12 protein-coding genes are annotated in these 16,550 nt (G+C 47.8%); 4 read left to right on the plus strand and 8 right to left on the minus strand.

The window, feature by feature from the left end:
- Positions 1-26: 26 nt before the first annotated feature.
- Both QUA44_RS11420 and rimM read left to right on the plus strand, forming a co-directional pair.
- The gene (locus tag QUA44_RS11420) at positions 27-659 is read left to right on the plus strand and encodes a response regulator transcription factor (protein WP_332995821.1); all 633 of its coding nucleotides are present in this window, start codon (positions 27-29) and stop codon (positions 657-659) included.
- Between the two features lie 209 nt (positions 660-868).
- The gene (gene rimM, locus QUA44_RS11425) at positions 869-1,510 is read left to right on the plus strand and encodes a ribosome maturation factor RimM (protein WP_333250442.1); all 642 of its coding nucleotides are present in this window, start codon (positions 869-871) and stop codon (positions 1,508-1,510) included.
- A 171-nt stretch (positions 1,511-1,681) separates the two neighbouring features.
- On the opposite strand, the gene QUA44_RS11430 is transcribed toward rimM, so the two are convergent.
- From QUA44_RS11430 to QUA44_RS11470, 8 genes are all read right to left on the minus strand, one after another.
- Entirely contained in the window at positions 1,682-2,140 is a 459-nt protein-coding gene (locus tag QUA44_RS11430; RefSeq protein WP_333250444.1) for a phosphate-starvation-inducible PsiE family protein, read from the minus strand.
- Positions 2,141-2,500: 360 nt separating this feature from the next.
- A complete protein-coding gene (locus tag QUA44_RS11435; RefSeq protein ID WP_106151106.1) occupies positions 2,501-2,806 on the minus strand; it encodes an RNA recognition motif domain-containing protein in 306 nt (101 codons plus the stop codon).
- A 632-nt stretch (positions 2,807-3,438) separates the two neighbouring features.
- Positions 3,439-5,634: a nitrate reductase gene (locus QUA44_RS11440; protein WP_333250446.1), complete on the minus strand. Its 2,196-nt coding sequence runs from the start codon at positions 5,632-5,634 to the stop codon at positions 3,439-3,441.
- Positions 5,635-6,008: 374 nt separating this feature from the next.
- A complete protein-coding gene (locus QUA44_RS11445; protein ID WP_333250448.1) occupies positions 6,009-7,661 on the minus strand; it encodes a nitrate ABC transporter ATP-binding protein in 1,653 nt (550 codons plus the stop codon).
- 104 nt (positions 7,662-7,765) lie between these two features.
- Positions 7,766-9,790 carry a nitrate ABC transporter ATP-binding protein gene (locus tag QUA44_RS11450; RefSeq protein ID WP_333250450.1) on the minus strand — a complete coding sequence of 675 codons (2,025 nt, stop codon included), beginning with the start codon at positions 9,788-9,790 and terminating at the stop codon, positions 7,766-7,768.
- Between the two features lie 173 nt (positions 9,791-9,963).
- Positions 9,964-10,833 (minus strand): nitrate ABC transporter permease, encoded by an 870-nt coding sequence (gene ntrB, locus QUA44_RS11455; RefSeq protein WP_333250452.1) that lies wholly within the window; start codon positions 10,831-10,833, stop codon positions 9,964-9,966.
- Between the two features lie 173 nt (positions 10,834-11,006).
- Positions 11,007-12,329 carry a CmpA/NrtA family ABC transporter substrate-binding protein gene (locus tag QUA44_RS11460; RefSeq protein ID WP_333250454.1) on the minus strand — a complete coding sequence of 441 codons (1,323 nt, stop codon included), beginning with the start codon at positions 12,327-12,329 and terminating at the stop codon, positions 11,007-11,009.
- Between the two features lie 155 nt (positions 12,330-12,484).
- On the minus strand, positions 12,485-14,368 hold the full coding sequence (locus QUA44_RS11470) for a ferredoxin--nitrite reductase (RefSeq protein WP_445243652.1): 1,884 nt from the start codon (positions 14,366-14,368) through the stop codon (positions 12,485-12,487).
- Between the two features lie 612 nt (positions 14,369-14,980).
- Here QUA44_RS11470 and QUA44_RS11475 point away from each other — a divergent pair.
- Both QUA44_RS11475 and QUA44_RS11480 read left to right on the plus strand, forming a co-directional pair.
- Complete coding sequence (locus QUA44_RS11475; RefSeq protein WP_333250456.1) at positions 14,981-15,196, plus strand: hypothetical protein; 216 nt, start codon at positions 14,981-14,983, stop codon at positions 15,194-15,196.
- A gap of 399 nt (positions 15,197-15,595) precedes the next feature.
- Positions 15,596-16,498, plus strand: a complete 903-nt coding sequence (locus QUA44_RS11480; RefSeq protein WP_333250458.1) for a PEP-CTERM sorting domain-containing protein — start codon at positions 15,596-15,598, stop codon at positions 16,496-16,498.
- Positions 16,499-16,550: the final 52 nt, after the last annotated feature.

The raw sequence follows: 16,550 nt of genomic DNA on the forward strand, positions 1-16,550 counted from the left end.
ATCCGTTGCCGAACTTCCTTCGTATTATGAGAATTTTAATTGTTGAAGATGACCCGATGATGCAACTGGGATTAGAGCAAGTTTTAGCCGATTCCCCAGAAATAGAAATAGTAGGACAAGCAGAAGACGGCTATTTAGGCGTAGCAGCCGCACTGAAACTCAAACCTGATATTATTGTGATGGATATCGGTTTGCCGCGGCTGGACGGCATAGCAGCGACGCAGCAAATTAAAGCACAACTGCCAGAAGTTCGAGTAGTAATGTTAACTTCTCACACGGCAGAAACTGAAATTATTGCTGCCCTTTCTAGTGGGGCTGATGCTTATTGCATTAAAGGTGCTTCCGTAGACAGGCTGTTAGCAGCGATTGCAGCCGCAGCAGAGGGAGCTACATATCTTGACCCTCAAATTGCCCGGACTGTCATCGAACACCTCAAACCCCCGATACCTGCCTCTACAACTACTTTTGGTCAGTTGTCGCAGCGGGAATTGGAGGTGTTAAGATTAATGGTGGAAGGTAACAGCAATCCCGAAATTGCGGCGGCGCTTTACTTGAGTCCAAATACTATTAAAACTCACGTTCGCGGTATTATGAATAAGTTGGCAGTGGATGACCGCGTGCAAGCAGCAGTTGTAGCGCTGAGAACTGGATTGGTGTAAAGAAGGAAGTTCGGCAACGGATTGTTTAACGGATTTAACGGATTTAACGGATGGATGTTGATGGAATAGGGAAGTTCGGCACCGGATTGTTTAACGGATTTAACGGATGTGGGGAAGAGGTTCGAGGGAAGAATTCCTAGTTACCAATTACCAATTACCAATTACCAATTACCAATTACCAATTACTAGCAATTTGAGTGATATAATCTATGTCTGAGTGGATAGAAATCGGTAAAATTGTAGCAGCTCAAGGTTTGGACGGGGAAGTGCGAGTCTATCCCGATTCGGATTTCCCGGAAAGATTTATCGAACCGGGGAAGCGGTGGATTTTGCGCCCTAACAAAAGTGAACCGGAACCGATCGAGTTTTTGGGCGGTCGCTACATTCCGGGTAAAGGGCTGTATGCTGTAGAGGTAGAGGGTGTGGAAGACCGCGATAGTGCTGAGGCGCTGCGGGGCTGTAAGTTGTTTGTTGAAAAGACCGATCGACCTTACCTCGAATCTGATGAGTTTTACGTCCAAGATTTGATCGGTATGGAAGTTTTTAACCAGTTAACCGGGGAAATCCTAGGCAAGGTAAGTGATATTATTCCCGCAGGTAACGACCTTTTAGAAGTAGAAACGAATCTAACGCCGCCGGAAACTGTCGCCGCAGAATTAGAAAAGCCAAAACAGCCTGAAACTCCCAAAGCCAACGCTGACCCCAGAAATACCCGCAAACCACGGAAAATTCGCGTTAAAGAGCCTAAATCCACAAAAATATTGATTCCTTTTGTGGAAGAGATTGTGCCAGTTGTTGACTTAGAACAAGGCAGAATTGAAATTGTGCCTCCTCCTGGTTTATTGGAATAATATCATTTCTGGTCAAGCGACCGGATATGATAGAGCAATTCTAAATAAGTCGTAAATTTTTTACCCCACCCCAAACCTCCCCGCGGGTTCGGGGAGGGAGTAAGAAATTCACAAAGGATGCGAGGATTGCTATATTAGTTATTTAAAATTCCCCCTTCTCAATTCCCAATATTAATCATTTTCTCTATTTGTGTACCGCACTATCAAGTAACTGATTGAAAGGGCGAAAATTGCCGTCGCCAAGCCAATCAAGTCGGCTGCTGTTTTCTTTTCTAGGTCAAGAATGATGATTTTTCGAGATACTGCTATCAAAGAAGTTACAATAACTAGCTCTACTTGAATTACGTGCTTTTTCAGATAAGCTGTAATATTTTCCAATATTTCCAGAGCAATTAAAACATTTAAAAACAACCCAAATATGACAAACAAGGTGTCTTTTAACAAATTATCACTGTGGTTTACCAATTCTTTTGCTAAAAAAATCAGCAAATCGCAAACGCTGAGGAGAATTACCCAAATCATCGCCAGTGATAAAATTTTCGATATTGCTACTTCTACACTTTCTGTGAAATGCAGAAAGTGTTCATCATTGCCAAACTTAGAAATTTGCCTAAATATTTTTTTCAGCATACCAGTGATTTAGTCATCTTTCTTGATGATTCTGTCATTGTTCGGTACACTTTGCAAGCGCAAAACTCGGTGAGTGTTTGGTTTCACGGCGGCAACCCGTTGCTGGGGAAGGAGGCTCTCTCTGCCTGTTATATTTTATAGTTTTTTGGGTCAGCTAGGAATCGATCGCACGCGAGCGAACTCCTGATTAATAATTTTTGCCATAAGAAATCCTCAAACTATTGCCTAGCAACATTTTGAGGACTTCAATGCGCGGTGCGCTCAGAGAAATAACTATCTATTCTCAACAAAGAATGATTGTTTACTCCCTGATTGCTCCGACGCCATACACAAGCGAGCTAAAAATTTAGCTGGAGTGGTTTAGTAACGACGAGAAGAGCGGTCGTTGTTGCCCCAGTTACCGCTGTTAGAAGAACCACGTTCTTCACGAGGTTTAGCCTTATTGACCTTGAGGTCGCGACCCATCCACTCAGCACCGTCAAGAGCCTCAATGGCTGCGGTTTCTTCGGCTTCTGTAGACATTTCTACAAAAGCGAAGCCACGCATCCGACCTGTTTCGCGGTCAGCAGGCAATTGAATGCGCTTTACTGTACCGTACTCTCCAAAAGTTTGGCTGAGGTGCTCCTGCGTTACTTCGTAGGATAAATTGCCGACATAGATTGACATTGAACATTCTCCAGAATCAGAGGGTGTAGAGATTTAAATCCGGAGGAACGCCGATCGAACGAACTGTACTGCCGAAAATAAAGCCTTGTAAAAAGATCATAGCACCTATGGGTGCAAACTGCAATTGTCTGACTCAATTAATTTAAAACAAGCCAGAAAGCATTCGCCAGAAGGCATTCTGCCGAAGGAAAAACTCCCAATCAAGAAGGAACAACTCAGAATAAATAAATTTAATTTTCCTTATTCCCGGGCTCTGCCGGGGAAACGCAGTTTTTAGGCTGCGTAATGGCATAACGATTTTAGGTTTTAGATCTGGGATTTGCGATTTAAGATTTATGTGTAGGGTATCTCCGGGTTCAAATTTGCTTGATCCAGAGAGGTTGTTACCCCAAAAACGGATACAAGCCCCGGACTCCTGTCGGGAAGAGTGCAAAATTTTCGACCCTTCGACAAGCTCAGGGCAACGCTCTGGTTCAAGATCCCAGATTCATGTGTGGAGTACATCTCCAATAGTTCGACTGAGCGTGATTGACTGAGCGCTCGCCGAACGTCAACCAAGTTCCTCCCCATCTAACCCGGATCTTCCCGCTCGTTCTGCGGTGATTTGTAACATTCCGTAGTTGGAGGCCAGCTCAAGAAGTGACGGCAAGGGTGGATTTTGCCCAATTAAATTCCCCAACTTCTGCTGCAACTTCTGATCCAACTTCCGCCGCAGTTTCTGCCCCAACCAGCACCAAGTGCACCGCACAAGCTTTTAACTCAGGCTGTTTGGAATCTGGACAGCTTGCAGCATGAGTCATGGCATTGGCTTCAGCACCTTCGGCCCACAGAGAACCCCAGTGCATGGGTACAAATAGCGTACCTGGGGCGATCGCCTTTGTGACTTTTGCCGGAAACTGCGCCTTGCCACGGCGCGATCGAACTTCCAGCAAATCTCCCTCCTTAATCTGCAATTGGGCAGCATCGCGGGGGTGAATTTCCAAAAACGGATCGGGGTGCAATTGATTAATTTTCTCTGTTCTACCCGTCCGCGTCATCGTGTGCCAGTGTCCGTAAACTCTCCCTGTCGTCAACACAAAGGGATAATTCGGATCGGGAGGTTCTGCCAGTCCCCGGGAGTGATAGGCCGAAAATCTCGCCCGCGCGTCAGGAGTGTGAAAACGCCTGTCAGTATAAAGCCGTTTCGCTTCGTTTGCTGGATGCGGAGGCTGATTTTCTGGGCAAGGCCACTGCTGGGGGCCTTCTGTACGCAAATACTCGTGGCTGAGGCCTGTGATGTCGCAAGGCTGGCCCTGCGTCAACTGCACGTACTCTTTGAATACGTCAGCAACGCTGTCGAAAGCAAAGTGTTGGGCAAAACCCAACCTGCGCCCCACCTCCGCGAAAATGCTCCAGTCGTCGCGGCCTTCCCCGGAGGGAGTGTCGAAACCGGGACAAAAGGTAATCCGGCGTTCGGAATTTGTCATTACCCCAGTTTTTTCGCTCCACTGCGTTGCCGGCAGCAGGATGTGAGCGTAGGCCGAGGTTTCAGTGGGATAGTAAGCTTCTTGATAAATAGTAAAGGGCGATCGCAGCAAAGCGGCTTTAGTGCGTTCCAAATCCGGCATACTCACCACCGGATTAGTAGCTGCAATCCATAGCAACTCGACATCGCCAGTTTCCAAGCCGGTGATCATATCCCAAGCTGTGCGGCCTGGATTCGGGGAAATACTTCCCGGTGCGATTCCCCAAAACTCCTCGACTTGGGTTCTGTGTTCAGCATTTTTCACAAAACGGTAGCCTGGGAGCAAGTGAGACAGTCCTCCGGCTTCCCGCCCTCCCATCGCGTTTGGCTGGCCGGTGAGGGAAAACGGGCCGCATCCCGGTTTGCCAATTTGACCGGTCATCAAGTGCAAATTAATCAGCGATCGCACCTTTGCCGTGCCTTCCGACGACTGATTCATTCCCATCGACCACAGCGACAAAACGCGCTGCGACTGTTCCCAGTAGTTTGCCGCCGTTTCTAACTCGCTGACAGTAATGCCACAGCGCGAGGCTACAAACTCCGGCGTGTAGCTGCTAATAACCTCAGCAAAAGCTGAAAAATTCGCCGTGCATTCTTCAATAAACTCAGAATCTATTGCTTGCCTGCGTAACAGCAAATATGCAATTCCATTAAGCAAATCTATATCAGTACCCGGTTTAATTGCTAAGTGCAAATCCGCCGCTTCCGCAGTCGGAGTCCGCCTTGGATCTACCACAATCATCTTGACATTTGGATGCTTTTTGTGGTATTTTGCTAATCGATTAAATACGATTGGATGGCATTCCGCTGTATTGCTGCCAATAATAAAAGCGCAATCTGTTAATTCTAAATCGTCGTAACAGCAAGGCGGCCCGTCCGAGCCAAAGCTTTGAACGTATCCAGAGACTGCTGAAGACATACACAATCGAGAATTAGCATCAAAATTATTAGTACCCAGACAACCTTTCATTAGTTTCTGGGCAATATAATAATCTTCTGTTGCGAATTGACCCGAACCGTAAACGCACAAAGCATCGGGGCCGCGGGTGCTGCGAATTGTTTGGATGCGGTTAACAATTGCATCGAGAGCTTCGTCCCAGCTAGCGCGGCGGAACGGTTTGTCGAGAGTATCTCGCATCATCGGATACAGTAGCCGATCGCTCCGAATGGACTCTGCTACGGTTGCTCCCTTAATACAAACCATGCCTTGACTTGATGGGTGATTGCGATCGCCCCGCACTTTCCAACCTTGGTTTTTGTCGGGAACAACTTCTAGACCGCAACCTACACCGCAGTATGGGCAAAGAGTTTTTATAGTTTCCATCTGGTGATTTTAGATGCTAATTTTTGAAAGATAATGGGTAATTGGTAATTCGTCATTATAGTCGGAAATGAAGGCTCCTGCAAATAATGTCTTAATACTTACTAACTTACCGCAAAAATGCTTCCTAGAAACGGACAATACCCTGACTTCAAATTAACCGCTATCTTACTAAAACTCGCGATTGATATCCCTCTTAACCAGGGAGCGCTGTTCCTCAATCTCTCTCAATTCGAGGTACTCCAGACCTGAATTTTGTGACCCTCACCTATGGGGAGCGAGGAAAAAATCTTGCATGACCCAAATAGCGCGCAGGTACTACTTTTGACCTACTTGTTAATACCAATCCGAGATTTAGTGCGAGAGTATTATGTCGCCTACTTCCCTGATTTAACTTCAAATACGCCACCATTGGTCGGGCTAAAAGTTACTTGGAATTCAGCAGTTTTTTCAGCGCCTGCTGTTGCACCGGCAGGAGTTTGCAAAACCGGCAGAGGAGTTTCTTTGACGAAATCTTTAGCTGCTTTATTTGTGGGATCGAACTGTAGGATATCGCCGTTTTGTTTTACTTTGACCCGATAAGTCAAGCTTTCGGTAAATGTCGGAGTTGTTCTCCATTTTTGGTCGATTTGTGCATACAACTGCTTTCCGATCGCATCGAGTTCGGCTTGGTCAGAAATCACTGATGTGTCAGTGGTGGCTGCATTGGGCGCGACGGCGCTGTTAGCGGCAGCAGCGATGGGTGCAGGGCTAGCAGTAGCGATGGGTGCAGGACTTGCAGCAGCGATGGATGTAGGACTTGCAGCAGCAGCGATGGGCGCAGGGCTAGCATTCGGTGCGATCGAACTTGCTGCCATTGGCGGGCTGGGGGGAGAAGTCACAACCGCCGCCGCAGTCGTCGTCTGCGGTGCAGTTTCTCCTAGTTTCGCTTGCTTTAGCTGGCTGGAAACAACAGACATATTGACCGCAGCTAAAGTAAACATTGCTACGAACCACGATGCTGCCAGGATGCCGCCTTTGATCGGCGAGGCTTCTGGAAATTCCGCCGCGTGAGGCATAAAGGACACAGGTGGCATCGGCCTGTCAGCAACCGCAGGCTTTTTGCTAGCAGGTAATGGCATCGGTAGCGCGACGGCTTCTGTCTCCGAGTCCGTTTCTTCACCTTCTTCGTGGTGGGCGTAGCGAGAAAACAGGAACTCCAAAGCAAAGTTGCGAAGTTCGTAGTATTTCGGGTCTTCCATAATCCGCACCCGGTTGCGGGGACGGCTGAAGGGAATGTGCATATCTTCACCGATGGAAGCTGCAGGCCCGTTGGTCATCATCACGATGCGATCGGCCAAAAACAAAGCCTCATCAATATCGTGAGTAATCATAATGACGGTAATTTTTTCCTTCCGCCAAATTTTCAGCAATTCTTCCTGCAACTCTTCTCGGGTAATCGGGTCTAGAGCTCCGAAAGGTTCGTCCAAAATCAACAGTTTGGGGCGAGTTGCCAGAGCTCGGGCGATCGCCACCCGCTGTTTCATCCCCCCGGACAATTGGCCCGGTCTTTTGTTACAAGCTTCGGTGAGCCCCACTAATTCCAAGTGTTCCTTGACGATCGTATTGTGTTCGTCTGCGGACTTTTCCGGGTAAACATTTTCAACGCCGAGGTGAATATTTTCTGTAGCAGTCAGCCACGGTAGCAGCGAGTAGTTTTGAAACACCACCATGCGATCGGGGCCTGGTTCAGTAATCTGCGAACCTTCCAGGGCTAATTCTCCGTTTGTCGGCCCGTTGAATCCCGCAATCATATTTAGCAAAGTTGATTTGCCGCAGCCCGAGTGACCGATCAAACAAATAAATTCGCCTTCATTAATAGTCAGGTTTACACCGTCGAGAACCACGTAAGGGCCTTTAGGAGTTTCGTAGACTTTCGATACGTCTTTAATAGTAAGAAAGTCTTGCTTTGTTTGAATTTTGGTTGTTTGGGGAGTTTTTAGAGTTTGCATATTTTCAGGATTTGGATTTTGGGTTGAAGAATTAGACATGACAACTTTAGATTGAGAATTTGAAATTAGGGACTTAGGAAGCGGGAAATGTGGAGTCTTGTTTCCTGATTTCTTGCTCCTCATTCCCTCTTCCTATTTGCTGGTTATGCTAGCAGTTTGATGGAACACTGACTGCCTATTTGTTCAATTAATATTTCTTCAATGCGGAGGTTGCGTTTGATTTTGACCTTGTGAAGATAGTCGATCGGGTCGTCTAGATTAAACACGGTGCCGTCAAATAGCTCGATCGTCCGGCGATCTCTGGCAACATCCGGCAAACCCAATTCGCGCACTGCTTGACCGAAAACATCGGGCCGCAAAACTCGATCGACCACTTCCACCCAGTTTTTCGGGAACGGAATCAGTCCCCAGCGAGCCATCTGCGCCATCACCCACACCATTTCTAGGCGGTCTGGAAAATTGGTTTTGTCAACAGAGAACTGGTTGAAATTGTAGAGCATTTCGGGTTCTGCCTCCGTACCGGAGTTGTACGGGTCGAGGAACCCCGGACGGATGTCTTTGGGATCTGCGCCGATGTATTGTTCTTGGCTAATCAATGCTAGGACTTCTTCACGGTTGCGGCGATCGTCGCAGTAGTCGCAGGCTTCCAAAAGCGCTTTGACGAGGGCGAGGTGGGTTTGAGGATATTTCTGAGCCCAATCTTCGGTAACACCTAGAACTTTTTCGATGTGTCCGGGCAGAATATCGAGGGAACGGGCCATGACAAAACCCGTACCACTGTTGACTGCGTGGGAGTTCCAGGGGTCGCCTGAACAGTAGCCGTCAATGTTGCCTGCTTTTAAATTCGATACCATCTGCGGGGGCGGAATCACGGTCAAGGCCACGTCAAGGTCGGGGTCAATGCCGCCGGCGGCCAGCCAGTAGCGGAACAGCAGATTGTGCATGGAGGCCGAGTGTACCATGCCCAAGGTGTGAGCTTTATCGGGACTCTTGGCGATCGCAGCTTTGAAATCCTCTAATGTCCGAATGCCTTGTCTGTAAAGGTCTTTGCTAAAAATAATCGAATTGCCGTTGCGAGAGAGCGTCATGGCGCTACAGACGGGCACAGGGGCTTCACCGTCCAGACCCAATAGCATGGCGATCGGCATTCCTGCGACCATTTGTGCCGCGTCCAGCCGTCCTTCGGCGACTCCTTTGGCGATCGCTTTCCAGCCCGGTTCGCGGCTGAGAGTAACTTCTTCCAAGCCGTGGGCTTGGAAAAATCCTTTTTCTTTAGCTACTACTAAGGGGGCGCAGTCGGTGAGGGGAATAAAGCCGATGTCGAGGTTGATTTTTTCCAGGCCATTGCGGGCGATGACAGGCGGTTGTTGTTTGGCCCGGCGCTGTTTGACCCGCTTTTGCTGGTTCAGGAAGTAAACCATTTCGTTGCGTAGCGCGTAGTAACTCGGATGGTTGACAACTTCCATGCGCTTGCGGGGGCGGGGAATGTTCACTTCGAGGATTTGCCCGATTTGCGCTTCCGGGCCGTTGGTGAGCATCACAATGCGATCGCTCAGTAATAAAGCCTCATCCACGTCGTGAGTTACCATCACGCTGGTGACTTTACTTTCTTCGCAAATTTTCATCAACTGGTCTTGCAAACCGCCGCGAGTTAAGGCATCCAGAGCTCCGAAGGGTTCGTCTAGCAGCAGCAATTTCGGGCGAATCGCCAGGGCGCGGGCGATCGCAACTCTTTGTTTCATCCCCCCAGAAATTTCCCCTGGGCGTTTGTCGGCGGCGTGCCCGAGTCCGACCAATTTAATGTGGTGTTCGATCACCAACTCGCGATCTTCTTTAGAGTTACCGCTGTAAATTTCATTTACTGCTAGGGCAATATTTTCGCGCACCGTCAGCCAAGGTAGCAGCGAGTAATTTTGAAACACCACCATTCTGTCCGGGCCTGGATCGCGGACTTCGCGCCCTTCTAAAGTAATACCGCCCTGACTTGCTTTGTCGAGACCTGCGATGATATTTAGCAGCGTAGATTTGCCACAGCCAGAGTGCCCAATTAAGGTGATGAATTCTCCCTTTTTAATTTTCAGTTCAATATTTTTAAGAGCTATGTATTGCTCTCCATTGGGCAAGTTAAATACGCGATCTACGTGGTCTACTTCAACAAATACTGACATGGCAATTTTAGGTTAGTTTGTAATTTTTAGATGCTAATTGGGAATTGGGAATTGGGAATTGGGAATTGGGAATTGGGAATTGGGAATTGGGAATTGGGCATTAATTTACAACTAATTTCTAGCAGTTTGTAGTGGGCAACCATACCCCATTCCCTATGCCCTACGCCCAAATCCTATTTTTGTTCTTCAGGAACCACTTTGGAAGCGATGAAACCAACGATTCTGTCTAAAATTAAACCGACGATTCCTACATAAAGAACTGCTATAATCACTGCACTGAGTCGAGAACTGTTGTAAGCGTCCCAGATGAAGAAACCGATGCCGACGCCGCCGACTAACATTTCCGCAGCTACGATCGCCAGCCAAGACAAACCGATGCCAATTCTCAAGCCAGTAAAGATGTAAGGAACCGAAGAGGGAAGCAGGATTTTCCAGAAGTATTTTTGGTTAGGGAGGCGCAAGACGCGGGCGACGTTTCTGTAGTCTTGGGGTATTTGTTGAACGCCTACTGTGGTGTTAATTAGAATCGGCCAAATTGCTGTAATTAAGATTACGAAAAGCGCTGAAACTTCGTTCGCTTTCACCCCCATACCTTCAAAGGGATTGAACTGTTGAAATACAGCCAGGGCGATCGGCAGCCAAGCCAGAGGCGGAATAGTTCTGAATACTTGAAATAGTGGGTCTAAAGCATCGAACATTAAGGAGTTTGTGCCGATGAGGATTCCCAAACTAATGCCGAGAATTGTTGCCAAAGTAAAGCCGATCGCCACCCGCTGCAAGCTAGCCAAAATTTGCCAGAACAAGCCTTTGTCTGTACCGCCGTTGTCGAAGAAAGGATTAATAATCAGATTCCAGCTTTCTTGGACAGTTTTGATGGGTCCCGGCAAGCTGGACTCTGGACTGTTGCAGAGGATTTGCCAGATTATCAGCAGAACTGCGATCGCAACTAGCGGGCGGATAATTTTTCGGCGGTTTTTTTGAACCTGATCCAGAACGAAATTTACTGGATTTTTGCTTTTAGAAACAGCGAGGTTTGTTGCCATTTTTCTTTTTGCAGTATTGTGAATAATCGATTATTTGTAGATACTTTGAAGGGAGCACCGTGTCTGGGGTGGGTTGAGTTAGGAAACCCTCCGTTTCACTCTACCCAACTCCACTCACTTTTAAAACTGGTCAACTGTCAACTGTCAACTGTCAACTGTCAACTGTTCACTAATTATGCTTTTTTGATTGCCAGACTCTTCAGATATTCTTCTGGTTTTTCTGGGTCAAACTTCACACCATCAAAGAAGGTTTCTACACCGCGAGAAGTGGTAGTAGGAATTTGGGCTGCGGGGACGCCAAGTGCTGTCGCTGCTGCTTTCCAAATATCTTCGCGGTTAACTTTATCAACCGTGGCTTTGATGTCGGTAGTTGCCGGGATATAACCCCAGCGAATATTTTCAGCGACAAACCAAGCATCGTGACTCTTGTAGGGATAAGAAGCATTATCCGCCCAAAATTTCATTGCCACAGGGCTGGCAGCTTCAATGCGGCCGGTACCGTAGTCAATTTGAGCTTTAGAGCGACCGATAATATCTGCTACTGGAACTTTTAACCACCTATCTTGAGAGATGATTTGGCACATTTCATCGCGATTTTCTAGCTTTCCGCACCACTGCTGGGCTTCCAGTACGGCCATTGTAATTGCTTTTGCAGCTTTGGGGTTTTTGTCAACCCAATCTGCTCTTAAACCTAAAGCTTTTTCAGGATGATCTTTCCAAAGTTCTCCAGTTATTAAGGCGGTGTATCCTACCTTTTGAGTAACTAGCTGAGCATTCCAAGGTTCGCCTACGCAAAAGGCTTCCATGCTGCCAGATTTCATGTTCGCTACCATTTGGGGCGGGGGTATGGGAATCACGGAAACATCTGTATCTGGATTAATACCGCCGGCTGCTAGCCAGTAGCGTAGCCACAAGTCGTGGGTGCCGCCGGGAAAAGTCATAGCAACAGGAAGGTTTTGGTTGCCAAAAGCTGCTTTCAGGGGCGCGCTGTCTGTACCTACTTTTAAATCTAGGTATTTTTTGCTGAGCGAAATTGCCTGACCGTTAGTATTTAACCGGGCGAGAATGTACATGGGCACTGGCTGATTGCCTTTGGTAATAGTGCCTAATGTCATTTGGTAAGGCATCGAGGATAAGATGTGGGCGCCGTCAATGCCGCCTTTGTCGGAACCTAGTTCTAAGTTGTCGCGAGTAACTGGCCAAGATGCTTGTTTGGTAACTTGTACGTCTTTCATGCCGTACTTGGCAAATAACCCTTTTTCTTGGGCGATGATTAAGGGTGCTGCGTCGGTGAGGGCGATGAATCCGAGTTTGGCTGCGGTAACTTCTGGGGCGTCGGCGGGGTTGATGTTGACTGCTGGGGCGGCGGTGGGCGAAGCGCCGCCGGGAGTGGCGTTAGATGTGGTGGGGCCGGAACTGCAACCGTGGGCTAGGAGGGTGCCGGCTGCTGTTGCTCCGGCGGTGATGATGAATTTTCTTCTGGAAAGGTTGCTCATTTGTCTTGAATTGTTGTTGTACTTTGAGATGTTGGAAATGTGAGATTTGATATCAATTCCGGTTGCACCGGAATGATTGTTGACTGTTGACTGTTGACTGTTGACCGTGAAATGGCACCATCTGGTTTTTCCCGATCGCATTTCCCAATGTCAGATTAGGCGTCGATCGACACTTTGCCGATCGCCCGCGCACTGCAAGTTAAAATGAACCCTGGTTCTAAGTCGGCGGCCGCGTCTGGTTTGCTGTCGTAGACTGTTTGGCCTTCTAGGAGTTTCTGCTGGCAAGTGCCACAGCTTCCCGACCGGCAATTGCTGTCGAGCTCGACTCCCGCCCGTTCAGCAACGTCAAGGATAAATTCATCTTCGCTGCAAGCAACTTCTTTGCCCGATCGAGCGAAAATGACAGTAGATGTCTGAGGTTTGGCTGCCGGCACTGCCGTTTCGCCATCCTCAACCGTCAATTGCAGTTGCCGATTCAGCAAAGCTACATCCCCTGTAATCTCTTTGGGAACGGCCCCGAAGTTATCGACTAACAGTTGGCGCAGCACTGGTTTGAGGTCTTCGCAAGGGATGCCTTTTTGGACGCAAGCACCCAAATGAGCGTCTTTGCCAACTGTGCCTCCCATGTAAATGTCTACACCTTCGAGGGTTTTGCCGTTCTTGCGAACTTTTGTTCCCATCAAACCAATGTCTGCTACCTGGGGTTGAGCGCAGGAATTGGGGCAACCAGTCCAGTGAATTCTGACAGGTTTGGGAACTGAAAGTTCGGCTTCGAGTTCCTCAATCATTGCCACGGATCGGCTTTTGGTTTCGATGAGGGCGAAGTTGCAAAACTTGGCGCCGGTGCAGGAAACCAAGGCTCGCATCAGCGGTGCGGGATCGATGGAAAAACGCTGCAACAGCGGTTCTTTGACCAGTGATTCAATCCGCGATTCGGGAACGTTGGGAATAATCACGTTTTCTTCGACGGTGAGCCTGAGCTCGCCGCTGCCGTAAACCTCGGCGATTCTGGCCAAATCGAACAAATCCGATGCCTGCAGCCGTCCGACTGGAACGTGCAACCCTACATAGTTGAGCCCTGATTGTTTTTGGGGGTAGATGCCGATGTGGTCGCGTTTGTCCCAGGTGATTTCATCTTTGGGCGCGGCGGCGGGCAAAGTGCGCCCTAATTCTTGTTCGACTTCGACTCGGAATTGTTCGATTCCGAGTTCGTCAATCAGCCACATCAGCCGCGATTTTTGGCGGTTTGCTCTTGGGCCTTGATCGCGAAACACAGTTAAAATTGCTTTGCACAAATCTACAACGTCGCTGGGACTTGCCCAGGCCTTGAGAGGAATTGCAGCTTCGCAGCGTTTGGCGGAGAAGAAGCCGCCGACTAAAACGTTAAAGCCGATGGTGCCGTCTTTGTAAGCGGGTACGAAGGCGATGTCGTTGATTTCTGCGTGGACTGAGTTGTCGCGGCAGCCTGCGATCGCAATATTAAACTTTCTCGGCAAATTTGAAAACGCGGGGTTGCCTTCGCCGCTGTTCGTAATCATGTCTTGGACTTGGTTCGCCAGTTCCCGCGTATCTATCAGTTCGTCGGCGTCCAGACCCGCGACTGGGGAACCCGTAATATTACGTACATTGTCCATGCCAGACTGGATGCTGGTCATGCCCGCTTCTTTGAGGCGACGGAAGATGTCGGGTACGTCTTCGATGCGAATTCCGCGCAATTGCAGGTTTTGTCTGGTGGTGATGTCGGCGCTGCCGTCGTCGCCGTAGCGTTGGACGATTTCTGCTAGCGTTCTGGTTTGATTGCTAGTAATGATGCCGTTGGGCAAGCGCAGCCGCATCATGAATTTGCCGGGAGTTACTGGCCGAAAGAAGATGCCGAGCCATTTGAGGCGGTGCTCGCGATCGATTTCGTCCATTGCTTCCCAGCCGATTGCGGCGAAGTGGTCGAGTTCGGCTGTTAATGCTAAGCCATCTTTTTCGGCTTTGAGTTTTTCAAACTTATTCAGGCTCGCTTGGGCTTTGGGTTCTACTGTTTGGGTCATCGGTTTACCCTCGCTGCTGGCTGGTGTGGGGAGGTATTGACTTGGAGCATAAAGTGTGTGTTTCCTGCTAACCTTAGTGACTGTATGGATTTAAAACTGTATATTTAGTTACTAGATGGAATTTCTTTTAAGCATGGTTGGTCTTCTGTAAACTTGAGCTTTACTGGGGGCTGGCTCGAACGTCGCCAAACTATTTATGGTTATAGTTGCTACCGATGATTCGGTCGATCGCTGCGTTTCGATGCACCTTTGTTATGAGCTAATGTAAAGCCCACGATTGTAAATATTCGTAGCTATTTTTACAAAATATTGAGTTTTATGAATATTTCGCATAATGCCTATGCGTTTTATACATGGGAAATGGGTAAAGACACCCACAAAACCGAAAAATCTCTCTAAATCTTTAGATTTAGGAGGGGAGAGGGGGAAATTGGAATATCTAAGATTAATGTTGTGAGTGCGATCGCAGACTTAAAACCAGATCGTCACAACATTAGAGCGGTCGCTGTCACACAGTTTGCCTCAAAACATCACCTTGTGTGCTATACCAGTGTCACTATTAATTTTCGGAGAACGAGAGATGATCTAAGTATCGAATTCAGGGAACGTCTCATGCTTTTAGTTCAACTTATCCCCGGCGCTATTTCCGAAATGCTTGCCTCTGTTACGGAGACGGGCTGTTTGACTTTAGCCGATCGCTACGGCTTGATGGCCGCTGTTTTGGACGACTCTCTCGACGAGGAATACAGACATTCGATCAACCGCCTGCTGCGTTCTGTGATCAAGGGAAGAGTCAAGATAGTCAACGAACTGTCGGCGATATGTTAACAGCATTTAAAAATTTGATTGATTTATGCAGCGCTGCAAGTGCAGAAACCACCGCCTGAGTTAGAAGGAACCCACGATGCCTGCAGCGGATGTAGGGCAGGAATTTGCTTGACTGTTTTCAAAACCTGATCTATCCTCGCCGTCTGGACTTTTTGTGATTTTCCAAATATTTAATTTTGCGAGATTGTTTCACTTCCCTTTACCGCGAATTAATCTTAATTTACTATTTATTTACCGATTAGTTGTTTTTTTACAGATCTAGTTGAAATTACGTAATTGCCAGAAAAAATCTTTACCAAAACTTTAACAAATTCTGCCGGAATCTATGATTTACTAAAAATTAAAAATAGTTGATCGACAGACTTGATTTTTTAACACTCATTCATCAGGGAACTTTCTATGAATTCCACTACTAAAAAGAGCATTCACTGGACTTGCTCAGCGGCTGTTTTCTGTGCCATTATGGCACTACACCCACCACAGGCTACAGCAGCAACCCTATCTAACGGCTGGAATTATGCGATCGATTCCTTCAACGACGGCGTGACAGGGCCCCAAGTCGGCGGCGGAGAATTTGAATTTTACGGCATCGCCATCAAAGAAACATCAGATACAGCTTTCATCGCCATCAACTCCAATCTAAGTTTAGCAGGATATGCCGACCCACTAGCTCAAAGAGGCAACATCAACTACGGCGATTTATTCTTCAATTTTTCCGGTCAAAACTTCAATACAGCTAATGCAAACGGCAGCTTGTTTGGTATCCGCTTTGCAGCCGGAAATGACTCCGGCGTGGCTACAACAGGTGTTTACAAAGATGTTACAGCTAAAAACGTCACCCAAACTAACTCTGGCTTTAGCAATTTAAATCAATTCAATACGGTAGTTGCATCTGAAGGCGGAACCCCATCAATGGGCGATTTAGCGGCCACAGACCCCTACTTTGAACAAACAGGTGACGGGACGGTTCTCAACTCAATTGCTACTGGTACAAAAGTAGGAGAAATCAATTTTTTAACGCCAGCCACTTTGAGCGCCCTCGGTCTTAATTTCGCTCAGTTTAATGCAGTAGGTTCTCAAACAATCGGATTCAGTTTCAATAAATCCTCAATGCCTTCGGGGAACTATATTGCTAACTTTTTGGCCGAGTGCGCTAATGATGCGATCGCCATTAAAGGCTCTTTTGAACAAGGTTCTGCTGAACCAGTACCAGAACCTGCTACTATCTTCGGTACTTTAGCCGGATTTGGGATTCTAGGTATTGGTGCAGCGAAACGCAAAATTAAGCACAAAATTAGCTGAAATGGATTTTAGGTCGATCCCCGTAGGGACACGGCATTGCCGTGTCCTGCAC

Origin of the sequence: Microcoleus sp. N9_A2 (genome assembly GCF_036701775.1) — a bacterium.
Taxonomy (GTDB): Bacteria; Cyanobacteriota; Cyanobacteriia; order Cyanobacteriales; family Microcoleaceae; genus Microcoleus.

Excerpts from the sequence above, each read along its gene's own strand:
- QUA44_RS11430 (WP_333250444.1), bottom strand. The coding sequence starts at position 2,140 with ATGCTGAAAAAAATATTTAGGCAAATTTCTAAGTTTGGCAATGATGAA.
- QUA44_RS11445 (WP_333250448.1), bottom strand. The coding sequence starts at position 7,661 with ATGTCTAATTCTTCAACCCAAAATCCAAATCCTGAAAATATGCAAACT.
- QUA44_RS11450 (WP_333250450.1), bottom strand. The coding sequence starts at position 9,790 with ATGTCAGTATTTGTTGAAGTAGACCACGTAGATCGCGTATTTAACTTG.
- QUA44_RS11435 (WP_106151106.1), bottom strand. The coding sequence starts at position 2,806 with ATGTCAATCTATGTCGGCAATTTATCCTACGAAGTAACGCAGGAGCAC.
- QUA44_RS11475 (WP_333250456.1), top strand. The coding sequence starts at position 14,981 with ATGCTTTTAGTTCAACTTATCCCCGGCGCTATTTCCGAAATGCTTGCC.
- rimM (WP_333250442.1), top strand. The coding sequence starts at position 869 with ATGTCTGAGTGGATAGAAATCGGTAAAATTGTAGCAGCTCAAGGTTTG.
- QUA44_RS11470 (WP_445243652.1), bottom strand. The coding sequence starts at position 14,368 with ATGACCCAAACAGTAGAACCCAAAGCCCAAGCGAGCCTGAATAAGTTT.
- ntrB (WP_333250452.1), bottom strand. The coding sequence starts at position 10,833 with ATGGCAACAAACCTCGCTGTTTCTAAAAGCAAAAATCCAGTAAATTTC.
- QUA44_RS11440 (WP_333250446.1), bottom strand. The coding sequence starts at position 5,634 with ATGGAAACTATAAAAACTCTTTGCCCATACTGCGGTGTAGGTTGCGGT.
- QUA44_RS11460 (WP_333250454.1), bottom strand. The coding sequence starts at position 12,329 with ATGAGCAACCTTTCCAGAAGAAAATTCATCATCACCGCCGGAGCAACA.
- QUA44_RS11480 (WP_333250458.1), top strand. The coding sequence starts at position 15,596 with ATGAATTCCACTACTAAAAAGAGCATTCACTGGACTTGCTCAGCGGCT.
- QUA44_RS11420 (WP_332995821.1), top strand. The coding sequence starts at position 27 with ATGAGAATTTTAATTGTTGAAGATGACCCGATGATGCAACTGGGATTA.